We start from the raw sequence: 17,632 nt of genomic DNA, 5'->3' as shown, positions 1-17,632 counted from the left end.
AATCGATTATTTTTATGATTTATACACCAATGTAATTTATAATAATGATAACGTTAATTGAATCACTATTTTTATGAAAATTTATCATAATCCAAAATGTTCAAAATCACGTCAAGCAAAGCAAGTTTTGGATCAAAACAGTATCAATTATGATACTCATTTATATTTAGATAATCCTTTGACAGTAAAAGAGATCGAAGAATTATTAGCAAAATTGAAACTTTCTATAACAGATATCATTCGTACTAAAGAAGCTATTTGGAAAGAGAACTTTAAAGATGGTGAATTCACCAATGATGAGCTCATACAAATAGTAGCTAGCAATCCTAAGTTATTAGAGCGACCGATTATTGAACACAATGACTTTGCTGTAGTGGCAAGGTCTGACGAGAAAATACAAGAAATATTAAATACGTACTAGTTTTGTGTTAGTATTTGAAAGATGAAATTCTATCAATAGGAGATTTTTTTATGCATAAAATATTTTATACATTCACAGATGAGGCACCAGCTCTAGCGACAGGTTCATTTTTACCGATAGTTGAGAGCTTTACTAAAGTTGCTGATATCGAGTTAGAAACAAAAGATATATCTTTAGCAGCGCGTATATTAGCTAACTTTAATGATTGTCTTACAGATGAGCAAAAGTGCTCTGATAATCTAGCAATACTTGGGGAGCTAGCGAAAACTCCAGATGCTAATATTATCAAGCTTCCTAATATTAGTGCATCAATCCCCCAACTTACTGCAGCTATCAAAGAGCTTCAGTCAAAGGGCTACAAAATTCCAGACTATCCATTTGAGCCAAAAGATGACAAAGAGCAAGAAATCAAAGCTCGCTATGCAAAAGTCTTAGGTAGTGCGGTAAACCCTGTCTTAAGAGAAGGTAACTCGGATCGTAGAGTTGCAGATGCAGTTAAAAAGTACGCTGAAAAACATCCACACTCTATGGGTGCATGGACAAAAGATTCTAAATCTCATGTCGCTAGTATGGCAGATAATGATTTTTATGCTAATGAGAAATCTTATATTGTACCAAAAGCAACTAAGGTTAAGATAGTTCATACAGATACTAAAGGCACTCAAACAGTACTTAAAGATAATCTTGCTTTAGAAGAAAAAGAAATTATTGATGCTACTAAGATTTCAATAAAAGCACTAAGAGAGTTCTACAAAACTGAAATCGCTAAAGCTAAAAAAGAAGGTACATTACTATCACTTCATCTAAAAGCTACAATGATGAAAGTTTCTGATCCAATATTATTCGGTCATGCAGTAGAGATTTTCTTTGAAGATGTTTTCAAAAAGTATGCTAAAGAATTTAAAGAGCTTGGTGTGAATCCTCGCAATGGTTGGGGTGATGCAGTAGAAAAGATTACGCAACTACCTCAAGATCTTCAAGATAAAATCAATGCTGATATTGAAAAGGTATTTGCTAAGCAACCTGATATTGCGATGGTTAACTCTGACAAAGGTATTACAAACTTGAATGTCCCAAGTGATGTGATTATCGATGCTTCTATGCCTGCAGCTATTCGCTCATCTGGTCAAATGTGGAACAAAGACGGTAAGCTTCAGGATATGAAAGCTATGATTCCTGATAGATGTTATGCAGGTGTATATGCCGCAACTATCGATTTCTGTAAAGAAAACGGTGCTTTTGATGTTGCTACTATGGGTGATGTTTCCAACGTTGGTCTGATGGCAAAAAAAGCAGAAGAATATGGCTCTCATGATAAGACATTTGAAATTCAAGCAGATGGTAAAGTAGAGGTTATTGATATTGAAGGTAGTGTAATACTCGAGCATCAGGTTGAGAAAGGTGATATTTGGAGAGCTTGTCAGACTAAGGATATCGCAGTTAAAGATTGGGTTAAACTAGCTGTTAATAGAGCTAGAATTACTCAAAATCCTGCGATTTTCTGGTTAGATTCAAAAAGAGCGCATGATAGAAATTTAATTGCTAAAGTTAATGAATATAAAGTGTTGCATGATACTACTGGTCTAGATATCCAAATTTTAGCGCCGATAGAAGCTACGAAGTATTCTCTAAAGAGAATGAAAGAAGGTAAAAACACGATTTCTGTAACTGGTAATGTTTTGAGAGATTACTTGACAGATTTATTCCCTATTTTAGAGCTTGGTACTTCTGCTAAGATGCTTTCTATTGTGCCTCTTTTAGCTGGTGGTGGATTATTTGAAACTGGAGCTGGTGGTTCTGCACCTAAGCACGTTGAGCAACTTATCGAAGAAAATCATTTAAGATGGGATTCTTTAGGAGAGTTTTTGGCGTTAGGGGCTTCATTAGAAGACCTAGCAATCAAAACTAGAGACGCTAAAATCAAAGTCTTAGCAGAGGCATTATCTCAAGCAAACCAAGATTTCTTGGATAATGATAAATCACCAAAGCGTAAGGTAGGTGAGTTAGATACGAGAGGAAGTCATTTCTATTTGGCTTATTACTGGGTCAAAGCTTTGGCTGAGCAAACTGGTAATGCTGAAATCAAAGCTAAATTTGAACCAATTTATGCTGAGCTAAAAGCTAATGAAGATAAAATTGTCAAAGAGCTTAACGACGCTCAAGGCAAAAAAGTAGATCTTGGTGGTTACTACTTTATGGATAGTGACAAGCTAGCAAAAGTAATGAGACCAAGCAAAACTTTAAACTCAATTTTAGCTAAGCTATAGTCCTTTATTAAGTCAATTATTTCTTATTCATGGTATAATTCTTTACTAAGAATATGCAATTTCTACCATAAAATTATGAAATTTAAAACGCTATTATCGTTATCAGAGCTTTTTTGGAATATTTTTAAAGATATATTAGTTTTATTATTTTTGGCTATTTTTGTACTTGTGAGTAGGGTCGTGATGATTTTTATGAGATTAATTAATAAGATTCTAAAAGTTACAGGTATCAAGAAGCGTTTAATGCAGTAGCATGAATACGAATAAAACTTTATTTAATGATTATCTTAATCAGATACCAACTAAGCTTCGTGGTAAATTTATATCAGCTATAAAAAATAACAAGCTTCCAAGACAGCAAGTACTGAATGATTTGCAGCTTTTGGCTGAGCAAGCTAGCCAAAAGGTTTTGCCTAAGATAACTTATCCGGATCTTCCTGTTGCTGAAAAAGTTGATGATATAAAAAAGCTTATACAAGATAATCAAGTTATTGTTGTAGCAGGAGAGACTGGTTCTGGTAAGTCAACACAATTACCTAAGATATGTCTTGATTTAGGGCTAGGCAAACGCGGATTAATTGGACATACTCAACCAAGAAGACTTGCGGCTAGATCTATTGCTAGTAGAGTCGCTACTGAGATTGGTGATCAATCAAAAGTATCTTTTAAAATACGTTTTTCAGATCAAACTTCTGAAAATACTTTAATCAAAGTAATGACAGATGGTGTGCTACTATCTGAAATCAAGAATGATAAGTTTTTATCTCAATATGAGGTTATTATTATTGATGAGGCTCATGAAAGAAGTTTAAATATTGACTTTCTACTTGGTTGTATAAAAAAGATACTACCATATAGACCTGATTTAAAAGTAATCATTACCTCAGCAACTATAGATCATCAAAAGTTTATAGATTATTTTCAGAATGCTAAAGATATTACAATTAGTGGTAGAACATACCCTGTTGAAATCCGTTATCAAAATGATGAGGATTTTGAAGAGTTTTCATTACAAGAGAGAATATTGTATGCTCTTGATGAGCTTGGCAGAGGAGACGTTTTAGTCTTTTTGCCTACAGAAAGAGATATCCATGAAACATTAGCATATTTAAACAAACAAGATCTTAGATTTACAGAGGTTTTGCCTTTGTTTTCGAGATTATCAAATAAAGATCAAAGCAAAATATTCAACCCAGAGGGTTCTGTACGTAGGGTTATCTTAGCAACCAATGTTGCTGAAACATCTCTGACAGTGCCACGCATAAAATATGTGATAGATTCAGGCTTAGCGCGAATAAGTAGATATAGCTATCGCACCAAGGTGCAACGCCTACCGATAGAGAAAATTTCTCAAGCAAGTGCTAATCAAAGAGCCGGTCGATGTGGTAGATTATCAGCTGGTGTTTGCGTACGTTTATATAGTGAGGAAGATTTTAATAATCGTAAAGAATATACTGACCCTGAGATACTTCGGACAAATTTGGCATCTGTTATCTTGCAGATGTTGTTTTTAAAGCTAGGAAGTATTCAAGATTTTCCATTTATAGATTCTCCAGACTCCAGATTTATTAAAGATGGCTTTAAACTCTTGTTTGAATTACGAGCTATTTCCGAGCTTAATTATTCAAAGCCTAAAATTACTGATGATGGTATCAAAATGGCAATTATGCCATTAGATCCTAAGTTGGCAAAAATAGTTATAGAAGGTCATAGACAAAATACTCTTAGAGAGATTGTCTCCATTGTTAGCTTTTTAAGTGTACAGGACCCGCGTGAGAGACCTCTGAATTTTCAGCAAAAAGCTGATGAAAAACACAATGTTGATAAAGATAAATCTTCTGATTTCATAGCGATTTTAAATTTGGCAAATAGACTAAACTCTGATTTAAAAGGTTTATCAAATAGAGAAAAAAAAGAATATTTTAAAAAGAATTTTATTTCACCTGTTAGATTTAATGAGTGGAATGATATTTATCGACAAATTGTTGAAGTTGTTCACCAGTTTAAATGGAAATTATCGTCAAATGAAAAGCTTGATTATGAAAACCTACACAAAGCCATAGCCAGTGGATTTTTGAGTAACATTGGATTTAATTATGAAAATGCTGAGTATATAGGAGCTAGAGGGCTTAAGTTTTTTATATTCCCTGGGTCTTCTCAGTTTAAGGCAAAGCCAAAGTGGTTACTTTCATCGGAAATAGTTGAAACTACCAAGACATACGCTCGGAATGTTGCAAAAATAGAGCCTGAATGGTTAGAGAGCTTAGCAGTGCATCTTATAAAAAAACATTATGATGAGCCTGTTTGGAGCAAAAAGCGTAGAGCTGTTGTAGTCAATGAAAGAATTACGCTTTATGGCTTAGAGATAGTTTCAAAAAGATCTGTGCAATACTCTAAGATAAATCCTCAAGAGGCTAGAGAAATATTCATTCGAGAAGCTCTTGTAAGAGGTGACTTTGATTCTAAAGTGTATTTCTATCAGCAAAATCTCAAGCTTATAAATCAAGTTGAAGAGCTCGAAAACAAATCACGCCGAAAAGATATTTTGGTTGATGAAGAGGTAATGTTTGCACATTATGATAGCTTTATCCCAGATGATGTTTGTAGTGGTGCAACATTTGACAAATGGTTAAAGTCGGTCACAAAAGAGCAGCAAAAGGGCTTTATCTTTGATATAGAAAGTCTAATGCAGCATGATGCTAAAGAAATTACGCAACAGAAGTTTCCTGATGTCTTAACTATCGCAGATATGCATTTGCCATTAGAATATCACTTTGACCCATTGGATGAGAGGGATGGTGTAACAGTTACTGTACCAATAGTTTTTATCAATGATATAAATCCTGCTGTTTTGGAGTGGGGGGTGTATGGTTTTTTGTATGACAAGATTGTCGCTTTGTTACGTGCTTTACCAAAAAATATTCGCAAAAATTGTGTGCCAGTGCCAACTTATGCTCAAGCTATATTTGAATCAATAGATTTTGATAAGGATAGATACTCTCCTTTGAAGTCTATTATTGCTAAACATATTACGCGAATAGTAGGTTTTGTGGTAGATGAGACAGTGTGGCAGGATGAGGAGTTGGAGAAACATCTTGTGCTGAATGTAAAAGTTGTTGATGAGCAAGGTAAAACACTAGCTGTTGGTAAGGATATTTATATATTAAAGCAAAAGCTTAAAAATCTTGTAGCTAAACCAAGCCAAGAAGTTGATGAGATGGTTTATTATTATTGGGATTTTGCAGATATCACAATGACTAGTCAAATCAAAGAGTACGGCATAACGGTCAAAGTCTATAATTGTTTGGAGGAGTATAAAGATGGCGTGAAGCTATCTTATAAGGCAACACTTGATGAGGCTAAGCTATGTATGCAAAAGTCTTTGAAAAGGTTAATTAAACTACGCTTACAGAATCAGTTATCAAAAAATATCAAAAGTAATGACCTAACAAGCTTATCAATGTCATTGAAGCTAAGTGACTCAAAAGATAATGTGGTTGATAAAACTATAGATTTGAGTTTTTTTGATAATATCGAATTGCCATATACCAAAGCAGATTTTGAAAAATTCTATGCTTTGGGGATGGAGAACTTTGCTTTAAATAAAACCAAAGTTGAAGCATTGCTTTTAGAAATAACAAAGTTTAAGTTGCAGCTTGAAAAAAAACTTAATATTAAGAAAATACCACTTAATTTTATCGAGCTTTTCACAGATGTTAGGCATGAGTTTACTAAGCTTTTTACAGATGATTATATATCTCAACCCGTAGAGTTTTTACAGAGGTATAAATATTATCTTCAAGCTTTAGAAAATAGGCTAGACAAAGCTAAATTAAATCTCCAAAGAGATAGAGGGTATCAAATAGAAGTTAATGAGCTAAGATCTAAATTGGCTAAAAAAATAACAGCTAATCATATTGGTAAAAGTGAGTTTGTTGTTGTAAAAATTTATAATTTAATACAAGAGCTATGGATATCATGGTATTTGCAGAATGTTAAGACCATCGAGTCGGTGTCATATAAGAAAATTTTAGCTTACATAAATGAGATATAGTTGGGATACTTTGATATAATTAAATTACTGTAGGTATTGTTTTTGCTTTATGAAATATTTGTACGATAAGAGGGTTCTTAATTTTGCAGTGATTATAGTTCTGACTATTGTGACTGTTAACTGGACTTCTTATATTTTTAAGCAAGATGTTAATCTATATTTTTTACTTACGCTTGTTTTTTTGAGATGCTTAGCATCATTTTTACTTCTGCGTGACTACATGGCTAGTTGGCGTAAGTCGACACAGAAGACTTTTCTGCGTAAGGTGTTTATTAATGTTCCAGTGTTTTTTATAGTGGCTTTTGCTTTTTATGGTCAGGTTAGATTTGCGCTTATTTTCTCTGAGTTTCTATCTTATGTATTTTTAATTAATTTGAGTGTATATTTTTATTGGTATCTTACTAATAGAAGTCAAATAGAGAAAACAAAAACAGCTGTTATTTACGGAGCGGGTGCAGCAGGAACAAAAATAGCCCAAGAGTTATCGGCGACAGGTTATCGTATCAAGTTTTTTGTTGATGATGATAAGGCGCTACAAAAGAGAAGTATTGATGGCAAGAGAGTTTTATCAAGCTCGAAGTTGCGTAAAGAGCTACGTTCTTCAAGGTTTGACTTGTTAGTTGTTGCACTGCCTAAGAGTGCTAATCATATAGTTAAGAAAATTTATAAAAAACTAGAATCAAACTTTAATCAAATTAGAATCATGCCTCCTCTTGAAGATGTACTTCAAGATGAAAGTTTTATGTCACAGCTAAAGCCTGTTTCAGTATATGATCTTCTATCAAGGGACTCTAAGAGTCTTGATCAAAAATCTATCTCAAAATTTATCAAAGATAAAGTTATCCTAGTTACAGGCGCTGGCGGCAGTATAGGCTCTGAGATTGTTAGACAATGTATTAAGTATGAGGCAAAACAGATAGTTTTACTTGATCATAGCGAGTTTAATTTATATAAGATTACAGAAGAATGTTATGGATATAATATCAAAAGTGTCCTATGCTCAGTGTGTGATCGAGAGTCTTTTGTTAAAATTTTTAGTAAATATTCGCCAAATATAGTTTTTCATGCAGCGGCATATAAACATGTCCCTTTGGTAGAGGAGAATATCTCTCGGGCTATCAGAAATAATATTCTAGGCACAAAAAATGCTATAGACTTAGCTATTAATTCAGGTGTTGACTCATTTATCTTGATATCTACAGATAAAGCTGTGCGCCCAACTAATGTTATGGGAGCTACTAAAAGGGTTTGCGAGTTATACTTACAAAATGTTGATTCAAAAAGTACCAAACTTGCTGCTGTTAGATTTGGCAATGTGTTAGGTAGTAGTGGTAGTGTTATACCAAAATTTGAAGAACAAATTCGAAACGGTGGTCCTGTTACTGTCACTCACCCAGAGATTACAAGATATTTTATGCTTATTCCTGAGGCTTGTGAATTGGTATTGCAAGCTGGTGCAATTGCCAAAAACTCAGAGGTTTTTGTGTTAGATATGGGTCAGCCTGTCAAGATACTGGATCTTGCTAAGCAGTTTATTAAACTATCAGGTAGAGATGATATTAATATTGAAATAATAGGACTGCGTCCAGGTGAAAAGTTGTATGAAGAGCTACTTATTGATGAAAATGATATTAGTACTGAGTACAAAGATATTTTTATTGGTAGGAGAACTTTTTATGATTTTGAAGAGTTAGAGAATAATCTTCAGGAATTGTCTGTAGTACAACCAGATAAACAGTTAGAATTGTTGAAGAAGATTGTTCCAGAGTTTGATCATAAATTGAATGGGTAGATGGTTATGTTGTATAGGTTTCTAAAAAGATTTTTAGATATTGTTTTGTCTTTTGTTGGTCTGGTTCTTTTAAGTCCGGTGTTTTTGATTGTTATATTAATGATAAAAAAAGATTCAAAAGGTCCAATACTCTTTAAACAAAAGCGCTATGGTAAGGGTAAGAAATTCTTTTATATATATAAGTTTAGAACGATGTATGTTGATACTCCTAAGGATATGCCGACACATATGTTACAAGATCCGTCTAAGTGCATTACAAAAGTTGGTGCTTTTTTGAGAAAGACCTCTCTAGATGAGTTACCTCAGATTATAAATATCCTAAAAGGTGAAATGAGTATTGTTGGGCCAAGACCTGCATTATGGAATCAAGACGATTTGATCGCTGAGCGAGATAAGTATGGAGCTAATGATGTGCCTGTTGGATTGACTGGATGGGCGCAAATTAATGGTCGTGATGAGTTGCCGATTGCTCAAAAAGCTAAGCTCGATGGTGATTATGTTAAATACAAAAGTACTTGGTTTGATATTAAATGCATATTTTTGACAGTCCTTTCAGTATTTGCTAGTAGTGGTGTAGTAGAGGGTGGTACTGGTTCACTAGATAACAAAAAAGATAATAAGTAATAATGAAAAAAGTTCTAATTACTGGTTTAAATAGTTATATTGGTAATTCTTTTGAGAAGAATTGCGGAGATGATTTTATAATCGAAAAAATATCACTAAAAGATGAGTCATGGCAAACATTAGACTTTAGTAAATATGATGCTATATTGCATGTTGCTGGTATTGCACATACTTCAAAAGATCCTTCTTTAAAAGATAAATACTATGCTGTAAATACTGAATTAACTTATGAGTTAGCCAAGATAGCTAAAAGCTCAGGTGTCAAACAGTTTGTATTTATGAGTAGTATAATTGTATACGGAGATAGTGCGCCAATTGGGCAGCAAAAAATCATCACAAAAGATACTCAGCCGCGACCGGATGATTTTTATGGGGATAGTAAGCTTCAAGCAGAGCTTAAGCTAAAAACTTTAGTATCAGAAGATTTTGGTGTTGCAATAGTTAGACCTCCAATGGTATATGGAGACGGCTCGAAAGGTAACTATCCTAAGCTTGTTAAGCTTGCTAAGTATGCTTTTATTTTCCCTAAGATAGCAAATCAGAGAAGTGTAATACATATTGATAACCTTACTAGTCAATTGAAAGATATTATAAGCAATGGTTATGTGGGTACATTTTTACCTCAAGATGATAAGTATTTTTGTACATCTGAATTTATCAAAGAATATCGACAAAAATTGGAAAAAAAAACATATCTAACAGTTATTTTTAATCCATTAATCAAGTTAACGGCGACTAAAATAGGGTTTTTAAATAAAGTTTTTGGTAATATGATATATAAGAAATAGCTTGCTTAGACTATTTTGGTTTGTGGAAAAATGCTTTTAAAAGTAATATAATTTCAGGATGTATGGTTTCGTTGTCTAAAGCGATGTTAGAGGAGTGGTAGTGATAAACCTAATACTTTGTGGTGGTAGTGGTACTAGGCTTTGGCCTATTAGTAGGAAATTACTGCCAAAACAGTTTGTGAAGATGTTTAGTGATAAATCACTGTTTCAATTAACTGTTGAGAGAAATTCTAGTTTGTGTGATTCGACAATGGTTGTTTCAAATGAGGGGCAATTATTTTTAGCAAAAGATCAGTTGGATGAGCTAGGTATTCTAGATAAAAGTATCTTTCTAGAAGAACCTATCGGTAGAGATACAGCTCCTGCAATTGCTCTGGCATGTATGAAATTAGATCCGCAAGAAATAGTATTTGTAACTCCATCAGATCATGTTATTAATGTTGATGATGAGTATAGAGGTATATTAATTCAAGCTAAGAAATTAGCTAAAGAAGGTTCTCTTGTTACATTTGGTATTACACCAACTTTTGCTAATACTGGATTTGGCTATATCAAGTCAGCTGGTAATTTTGATGTAGAGAGTTTCCATGAAAAGCCAAATGCTGCTACAGCAGAGAAGTTTTTGGCAGATGGCTCATATTACTGGAACTCGGGGATGTTTATGTTTCAGGCAGGAGTTTTCTTAGAAGAGCTAAAAAAATATTCTCCAGAAATATATGATGCGTGTGTTGAAGCATATAATAATAGCGACCTAGATAATTCAGATGCTATTAAGTATGATGATATGATGAGTATTCCAGCTAAATCTATAGATTATGCTGTGATGGAGAAATCCAACAAAATAAAGATGGTTGTTGCTGATATTGTGTGGAACGATGTGGGTAGCTTTGATTCACTTTTTGATCAACTTCCTAAGGATAGCGATAATAATACTATAAACAGCAATCATATTAGTATAGATAGTAAAAATAACCTGATCCATAGTGAAAAAGGTCCTAAAAAGGTTGCTACTATTGGTGTTGAGGATCTGATAGTTGTCGACAGTGGCGATGCTCTATTGATTGCTAAAAAAGGTAGCTCTCAACGAGTTAAAGAAGTTGTTGAGCTTCTAAGTGACGATCTTAAAAATATCCACTTAACAGCACATAGGCCTTGGGGTACGTATACTGTGTTAGAGGATACTCCCGGTTATAAAATTAAGAAGATAGAAGTTAAGCCTGGCAAAAGATTATCTCTGCAGAAGCATTATCATCGTAGCGAACATTGGATAGTGGTTTCAGGTACTGCTACAGTGACTAAGGGAGATCAAGAGTTTATTGTTAGACCTAATGAGTCTGTGTATATTCGTATGGGTGAGGTACATAGGTTAGCAAATAATGGTAAAATTCCAGTAGTACTGATAGAGGCGCAAGTCGGTGAGTACACTGGTGAAGATGATATCGTTAGATTAGAAGATGATTTTAATAGAATTTAATTTAATAAAGTAAATATAAGGATTGTAGATGAAAAAAGTAGCATTAATTACAGGTATTACTGGTCAAGATGGTTCATATTTGGCTGAGTTTTTATTAAAAAAAGGCTATATTGTTCATGGTATCAAAAGAAGAAGTTCGCTTTTTAATACTGATAGAATCGACCACTTATACCAAGATCCTCATGTTGAGAATAGAAATTTAATTCTACACTATGGTGATATGACAGACTCTATGAACTTAACTAGAATTATTGCTGATACTCAACCGGATGAAATCTATAACTTAGCTGCGATGAGTCATGTGCATGTATCTTTTGAAACTCCAGAATATGTTGCTAATGCTGATGGTACTGGTACTTTGAGAATTCTTGAGGCTGTTAGACTTCTTGGATTAGAGAAAAAGACTAAAATCTACCAAGCAAGTACTTCTGAGCTTTATGGTAAGGTTCAAGCAATTCCACAAAGTGAGACTACACCATTCTATCCAAGATCTCCTTATGCAGTAGCTAAGATGTATGCATTTTGGATTACAGTTAACTATAGAGAAGCTTATGATATGTTTGCTTGTAATGGTATTTTGTTTAATCATGAGTCTCCAGTACGTGGTGAGACCTTTGTGACTAGAAAGATTACAAGGGCTGCATCTAAGATAGCGCTTAATCTTCAAGACAAGCTGTATCTAGGTAATCTAGATGCTAAAAGAGATTGGGGTCATGCAAAAGACTACGTAAGAATGATGTGGATGATTCTGCAAGCAGATCAACCAGAAGATTGGGTGATTGCTACCGGTCAGACTACTACCGTTAGAGATTTTGTTAAATTATCATTTGCTTATGCAGGTATTAACCTTAGATTTGAAAATGAAGGTGTTGATGAGATCGGTGTGGTTGATTCAGTAGATTTAGCTAGAGCTGAAAAAGCAGGTGTTGACTTATCTCATATATCAGAAGGTCAGGTAGTTGTTTGTGTAGATCCTAGATATTTCAGACCTACAGAAGTAGATCTATTATTAGGTGATCCTACAAAAGCTGAACAAAAATTAGGTTGGAGTAGAGAATATGATCTTGAGCATCTCGTAAATGATATGATGGAAAGTGATTTAAAGCTGATGACGAAGGATGTTTACCTAAAAGATGGTGGCTATAAAATTATGAGTTATTTTGAGTAAGGAATTATTTAAAATGCATAAAGATAGCAAGATATATGTGGCTGGACATAGAGGGTTGGTTGGTTCAGCTATTGTCAAAAACCTTCAATCTAAAGGCTATACTAATTTAGTATTGAGAACTCATGCTGAGCTTGATTTAACTAATCAAAAAGCTGTTGAGGATTTTTTCAATACTGAAAAGCTAGAGTATGTAATTTTAGCGGCAGCTAAAGTTGGTGGAATTGTTGCGAACAATACTTATCGAGCAGAATTTATCTACGATAATATTCAGATTCAAAATAATGTTATCCATCAAAGTTATGTGAATGGCGTCAAGAAGCTTCTATTTTTAGGTAGTACATGTATATATCCTAAAGAAGCTCCGCAACCAATGCCTGAAGACTGTTTACTTACTAGTCCGTTAGAATATACTAATGAACCGTATGCTATTGCTAAGATAGCTGGTATCAAGATGTGTGAGAGCTATAATTTGCAGTATGGAACAAACTTTATATCTGTGATGCCAACAAATCTATATGGGCCTAATGATAATTTCGATCTTGAGAAATCTCATGTGTTACCAGCATTGATAAGAAAGATACATCTTGCGAAACTTCTAAATGAAGGGAAGATAGAACAAGTGTTGTCAGATTTGAAAGTAAACTCTATTGAAGAAGCTAGACAGTATTTATCTAAATTTGGTGTGAATGAAAGTTCTGTAGAAATATGGGGAACAGGTAAACCAAGAAGAGAATTTTTATACTCTGAAGATATGGCAGATGCATGTGTGTTTTTATTAGAAAATAGAGACTTTAAAGATACCTATTCTAAGAATGCTAAAGAGATAAGAAATACTCATATCAATATCGGTACTGGAGTTGATATTTCTATCAGAGAGTTAGCTGAGCTTATTAAGGGTGTAATTGGCTTCAAAGGTGAGCTTAAGTTTAATGCTGATAAGCCAGATGGTACTATGGTCAAGCTTACTGATCCATCTAAACTACATTCTCTTGGTTGGAAGCATAGAGTGGAGCTTGAAGATGGTATTAGAAGAATTTATGACTGGTATCTATCAAAGTCTTAAATTCTAGTTTAATATTAAAAGTTTTTTATTTCTCAGAATATTTTCAACATACTTAGTTCTTCGATTGAAATTATGGCTGGCTATTCGTATACTATCGTATAAGTATAAAGATTATTTTATTAGGTATTTTTATGAAAGGTATAATTCTGGCTGGAGGCAGTGGTACACGACTGTATCCAATTACAAAAGGTGTAAGTAAACAACTTACACCGATATATGATAAACCACTTATATACTACCCACTTTCTGTGCTTATGTTGGCTGGTCTGAAAGATATACTTATAATTACAACAGAACAAGATCAGCCTAGTTTTAAGAATCTTTTAGGAGATGGTTCTGATCTTGGCATCAATCTTGAGTATATCATACAACCTAGTCCTGATGGGCTTGCTCAAGCTTTTATATTAGCCGAAGAATTTTTAGCGGGGGATTCAGCTTGTCTTGTACTTGGTGATAATATCTTCTATGGGCATGGCCTACCAGAAATGTTTGCTGAAAGTATCCAAAATGTAGAGAAAGAAAATTGTGCTAACATTTTTGGTTACTATGTTGATGATCCAGAGAGATACGGTGTTGCTGATTTTGATGTAGATGGAAATGTAATTAGTATCGAAGAGAAACCGAAGAAGCCAAAATCAAACTATGCGGTTGTGGGCTTATACTTCTATCCTAGTGATGTGGTTGCTAAGGCTAAGCAAGTACAACCATCTGAGAGAGGGGAGTTGGAAATATCTACACTTAATCAGATGTATCTTGATGAAGCACGCCTTAAAGTTAAAACTATGGGTAGGGGATATGCATGGCTTGATACTGGTACACATGAAAGTATGCTCGCAGCCAGCAACTTTATCCAAACTATAGAAGACAGGCAAGGGTTAAAGGTCGCATGTCTAGAAGAGATTGCTTATGAGATGGGCTATATCTCAAAAGAGCAACTTCTTAAATTGGCACAACCACTCAAAAAAAATCAATATGGCCAGTATTTGATTAAAAGAGCAAAAGAGCGAGCAGTACCGCGATGAAATTTACACGGGCGCGCATTGATGATGTTGTTATTTGTGAGCCTACTGTTCACGGTGATAGCAGAGGCTATTTTGCAGAGACTTTTCGTGAAGATAGGCTCTTTGACTTCTTAGGTTATAAGATTAACTTCTGCCAGGATAATGAGTCTAAGAGTTCTTATGGCGTGCTTAGAGGCTTACATTATCAATTAGCACCATATGGACAGACTAAGCTTGTCAGAGTGATTCAAGGTAGAGTGCTAGATGTTGCTGTAGATATTCGTAAGGGTAGTCCTACTTTTGGGCAATATGTTGCGGTTGAATTAAGTGCCAAGAATAAAAAACAATTATTAATTCCTAGAGGATTTGCTCATGGTTTTGTAGTTTTAGAAGATGATACAATTTTTGCTTATAAGGTTGATAACTATTATGCTCCTGAGTGTGATAGGGGTATTGCCTTCGATGATAAAGATATAGCTATTGACTGGCAGATACCTATTGATAAACTCGTGCTTTCAGCAAAAGATAAAGTTCAGCCTAAACTCGGCGAGACATTCGATTTGTTTGAGTATGGTGAAAATTATTACTAATGCTGAATTTTGGATTATAAATTATTAATTGGTAGTTGTTGAGTAATTAGTATAGTTCAAGATATTTAATAACCATTAACCATTAACCATTAAGTATTAAGTATTAAGTATTAAGTATTAAGTATTAAACATTAAACATTAAACATTAAACATTAAACATTAAACATTAAACATTAAACATTAAACATTAAACATCATGAAAATACTAGTAACAGGTAGCAATGGTCAGTTAGGCTCTGAATTAAAAGAGTTGGTATCTAATTCAAAATTAGAAATTCAAAATTACACATTTATATTTGCAGATAGTAAGTCATTAGATATCACAGGCCATGAAGCTGTTAAGCAATTTGTTATTGATAATGATATACGTTTTATAATTAATTGTGCTGCATATACGGCTGTGGATAAAGCTGAAACTGATATTGAAAGAGCTGATAAAATAAATCATCTAGCTGTTGCTAATATTGCTAAAATTGCAAAAGAGTATGATATAAAACTAGTGCATATATCTACAGACTATGTCTTTGATGGTCACAGCTATAGGCCATATCTTGAAGATGATCAAACAAATCCGCAAGGTGTCTATGGATCTACTAAGTTGGCAGGTGAGCAGGCAATTTTGGATATAAGTCCTAAAAATTCGATAATTATCAGAACATCATGGGTTTATTCATATTATGGTAATAATTTTGTTAAAACAATGCTTCGCTTAGGTAGAGAAAGAGACTCTTTAGGTGTGATATATGATCAAGTAGGTACTCCTACCTATGCCAAAGACTTGGCAAAAGCTATTTTAGATATACTTCCAAAAATTCAAAATTCAAAATTCAAAATTTATAATTATAGTAACGAGGGTGTGACAAGTTGGTATGATTTCGCAAGGGAAGTAATGAGTTTAGCTTGTGTGAGCTGCCAAGTTAATCCAATTGAAACTAAAGATTATCCAACTCCTGCAAAGCGTCCGCATTATAGTATACTTAATAAGAGTAGAATAAAGTCTGATTTTAGTATAAGAATACCGTATTGGAAGGGCTCACTAAAAGACTGTGTTTGTAGAATTATGAGTAATAAGTAATTACATTATTTGCAACTAAATTCTTATTATAAGCTATTTGATTAAGTGCTATATTTAGATATGGTGATTTATGGGTACCGTGATCAAGTCACGATATGACAAGTTGAGGTGATTTTTGAGCTTGATTTTGTAATATATACTTTTGCAGAAATTTTGTTGTAAACTGAATTTGGTATTAACTAATTGCTAATAACAAGCTACAATTATTGTATAGGGTTTTAAGAATTTGGGTATTCCCATAAATATAATTAGGAATAATGTGAATGAATTATAAAGCAAAAAATATATTAGTAACAGGAGCGGCTGGCTTCATAGGTAGCAACTATGTACGTATGATGTTATCAAGACATAATGATGTGAAAATAGTATCTTATGACAAGCTTACTTATGCAGGTAGTTTAGATAATCTAAAAGATCTAGAAAATGAACATAATCATACTTTTATCAAAGGTGATATTTGTGATGAGACTTTGGTGTATGAAACTCTTAAAAAGCATAATATTGAAACTATAGTTCATTTTGCAGCAGAATCTCATGTGGATAACTCAATTGCTAATCCTAAGGTATTTTTAGAGACGAATGTGATAGGTACATTTACACTTTTAAATTGTGCTAAAAGATACTGGTTGGATGAGTTAGGGTTAGATGAAACTAATTGTAAGTTCCATCATGTATCTACAGATGAGGTGTATGGTACATTATCAAAAGATGATCCAGCATTCACAGAGACAAAGGCGTATGAGCCAAACTCACCATATTCGGCATCTAAAGCAGGATCTGATCATATTGCTAGGGCATATCATCATACTTATAAATTGCCAGTTACGATTTCAAATTGCTCAAATAACTATGGACCATATCAGCATCCTGAGAAGCTAATTCCAGTTGTGATTAATAGCTGTATTAACCAAAAGCCTATTCCAGTATACGGAGATGGATCAAATATCCGTGACTGGCTGTATGTGGTGGATCATTGTGATGCTATACAAACAGTAGTTGAAAAGGGTGTGATAGGAGAAGTTTATAATATAGGAGGTATTAATGAGGTTGATAATCTGACACTTATAAATACTATATGTGAGCTAATGGATGAGTATAAGCCTGAGTATGCTCCACATAGTAGATTAATATCATTTGTTGAAGATAGAAAAGGACATGACTGGAGATATGCTATAGATAATAGTAAGATTCAAAATGAGTTAGGTTGGGAACCATCACAAGACTTTGAGAAAATGTTTAAAGAAACTATTGAGTTTTATTTGTAATGATTAAATGTGTTATATGCTTTGTGGTAACTTAAGGGGTTAAGGAATAA

The 17,632-nt window shown here is 33.7% G+C and carries 14 protein-coding genes; all 14 read left to right on the top strand.

From position 1 onward, the window contains the following. The first annotated feature begins 73 nt into the window (after positions 1–73). The 14 genes from FQ699_RS00850 (at position 74) to rfbB (ending at position 17,582) form a co-directional block, all read left to right on the top strand. Positions 74–421, top strand: a complete 348-nt coding sequence (locus FQ699_RS00850) for an arsenate reductase family protein (RefSeq protein WP_146420731.1) — start codon at positions 74–76, stop codon at positions 419–421. A gap of 50 nt (positions 422–471) precedes the next feature. Next, positions 472–2,688, top strand: coding sequence for an NADP-dependent isocitrate dehydrogenase (locus FQ699_RS00845; RefSeq protein ID WP_146420730.1), 2,217 nt, complete (start codon positions 472–474; stop codon positions 2,686–2,688). A gap of 75 nt (positions 2,689–2,763) precedes the next feature. Beyond that, a complete protein-coding gene (locus FQ699_RS09665) occupies positions 2,764–2,940 on the top strand; it encodes a hypothetical protein (protein WP_013922604.1) in 177 nt (58 codons plus the stop codon). 1 nt (position 2,941) lies between these two features. Beyond that, positions 2,942–6,742, top strand: coding sequence for an ATP-dependent RNA helicase HrpA (gene hrpA, locus FQ699_RS00840; RefSeq protein WP_146420729.1), 3,801 nt, complete (start codon positions 2,942–2,944; stop codon positions 6,740–6,742). A gap of 49 nt (positions 6,743–6,791) precedes the next feature. Then, positions 6,792–8,534, top strand: coding sequence for a polysaccharide biosynthesis protein (locus FQ699_RS00835; protein ID WP_146420728.1), 1,743 nt, complete (start codon positions 6,792–6,794; stop codon positions 8,532–8,534). A 6-nt stretch (positions 8,535–8,540) separates the two neighbouring features. Further along, entirely contained in the window at positions 8,541–9,158 is a 618-nt protein-coding gene (locus FQ699_RS00830) for a sugar transferase (RefSeq protein ID WP_146420727.1), read from the top strand. A gap of 2 nt (positions 9,159–9,160) precedes the next feature. Further along, positions 9,161–9,946: an NAD-dependent epimerase/dehydratase family protein gene (locus tag FQ699_RS00825; RefSeq protein WP_146420726.1), complete on the top strand. Its 786-nt coding sequence runs from the start codon at positions 9,161–9,163 to the stop codon at positions 9,944–9,946. Between the two features lie 100 nt (positions 9,947–10,046). Then, the gene (locus tag FQ699_RS00820) at positions 10,047–11,420 is read left to right on the top strand and encodes a mannose-1-phosphate guanylyltransferase/mannose-6-phosphate isomerase (RefSeq protein WP_146420725.1); all 1,374 of its coding nucleotides are present in this window, start codon (positions 10,047–10,049) and stop codon (positions 11,418–11,420) included. Between the two features lie 28 nt (positions 11,421–11,448). After that, complete coding sequence (gene gmd, locus FQ699_RS00815; protein WP_146420724.1) at positions 11,449–12,588, top strand: GDP-mannose 4,6-dehydratase; 1,140 nt, start codon at positions 11,449–11,451, stop codon at positions 12,586–12,588. A gap of 13 nt (positions 12,589–12,601) precedes the next feature. Beyond that, entirely contained in the window at positions 12,602–13,651 is a 1,050-nt protein-coding gene (locus tag FQ699_RS00810; protein WP_146420723.1) for a GDP-L-fucose synthase family protein, read from the top strand. A 131-nt stretch (positions 13,652–13,782) separates the two neighbouring features. Beyond that, on the top strand, positions 13,783–14,673 hold the full coding sequence (rfbA, locus tag FQ699_RS00805) for a glucose-1-phosphate thymidylyltransferase RfbA (protein ID WP_146420722.1): 891 nt from the start codon (positions 13,783–13,785) through the stop codon (positions 14,671–14,673). Beyond that, positions 14,670–15,242 (top strand): dTDP-4-dehydrorhamnose 3,5-epimerase, encoded by a 573-nt coding sequence (gene rfbC, locus FQ699_RS00800; protein ID WP_146420721.1) that lies wholly within the window; start codon positions 14,670–14,672, stop codon positions 15,240–15,242. The genes rfbA and rfbC overlap by 4 nt, the downstream gene beginning before the upstream one ends. 196 nt (positions 15,243–15,438) lie before the next feature. Further along, positions 15,439–16,317: a dTDP-4-dehydrorhamnose reductase gene (rfbD, locus tag FQ699_RS00795; protein WP_146420720.1), complete on the top strand. Its 879-nt coding sequence runs from the start codon at positions 15,439–15,441 to the stop codon at positions 16,315–16,317. 263 nt (positions 16,318–16,580) lie between these two features. Further along, positions 16,581–17,582 (top strand): dTDP-glucose 4,6-dehydratase, encoded by a 1,002-nt coding sequence (rfbB, locus tag FQ699_RS00790; protein ID WP_146420719.1) that lies wholly within the window; start codon positions 16,581–16,583, stop codon positions 17,580–17,582. Positions 17,583–17,632: the final 50 nt, after the last annotated feature.

The organism is Francisella salimarina, assembly GCF_007923265.1.
Lineage (GTDB): Bacteria > Pseudomonadota > Gammaproteobacteria > Francisellales > Francisellaceae > Francisella > Francisella salimarina.
This window is presented reverse-complemented; position numbering and strand designations above follow the sequence as displayed.

Bases quoted from the DNA above. Each gene is read 5' to 3' on its own strand.
- FQ699_RS00850 (WP_146420731.1), top strand. From the start codon at position 74: ATGAAAATTTATCATAATCCAAAATGTTCAAAATCACGTCAAGCAAAG.
- FQ699_RS00845 (WP_146420730.1), top strand. From the start codon at position 472: ATGCATAAAATATTTTATACATTCACAGATGAGGCACCAGCTCTAGCG.
- FQ699_RS09665 (WP_013922604.1), top strand. From the start codon at position 2,764: ATGAAATTTAAAACGCTATTATCGTTATCAGAGCTTTTTTGGAATATT.
- hrpA (WP_146420729.1), top strand. From the start codon at position 2,942: ATGAATACGAATAAAACTTTATTTAATGATTATCTTAATCAGATACCA.
- FQ699_RS00835 (WP_146420728.1), top strand. From the start codon at position 6,792: ATGAAATATTTGTACGATAAGAGGGTTCTTAATTTTGCAGTGATTATA.
- FQ699_RS00830 (WP_146420727.1), top strand. From the start codon at position 8,541: ATGTTGTATAGGTTTCTAAAAAGATTTTTAGATATTGTTTTGTCTTTT.
- FQ699_RS00825 (WP_146420726.1), top strand. From the start codon at position 9,161: ATGAAAAAAGTTCTAATTACTGGTTTAAATAGTTATATTGGTAATTCT.
- gmd (WP_146420724.1), top strand. From the start codon at position 11,449: ATGAAAAAAGTAGCATTAATTACAGGTATTACTGGTCAAGATGGTTCA.
- FQ699_RS00810 (WP_146420723.1), top strand. From the start codon at position 12,602: ATGCATAAAGATAGCAAGATATATGTGGCTGGACATAGAGGGTTGGTT.
- rfbA (WP_146420722.1), top strand. From the start codon at position 13,783: ATGAAAGGTATAATTCTGGCTGGAGGCAGTGGTACACGACTGTATCCA.
- rfbC (WP_146420721.1), top strand. From the start codon at position 14,670: ATGAAATTTACACGGGCGCGCATTGATGATGTTGTTATTTGTGAGCCT.
- rfbD (WP_146420720.1), top strand. From the start codon at position 15,439: ATGAAAATACTAGTAACAGGTAGCAATGGTCAGTTAGGCTCTGAATTA.
- rfbB (WP_146420719.1), top strand. From the start codon at position 16,581: ATGAATTATAAAGCAAAAAATATATTAGTAACAGGAGCGGCTGGCTTC.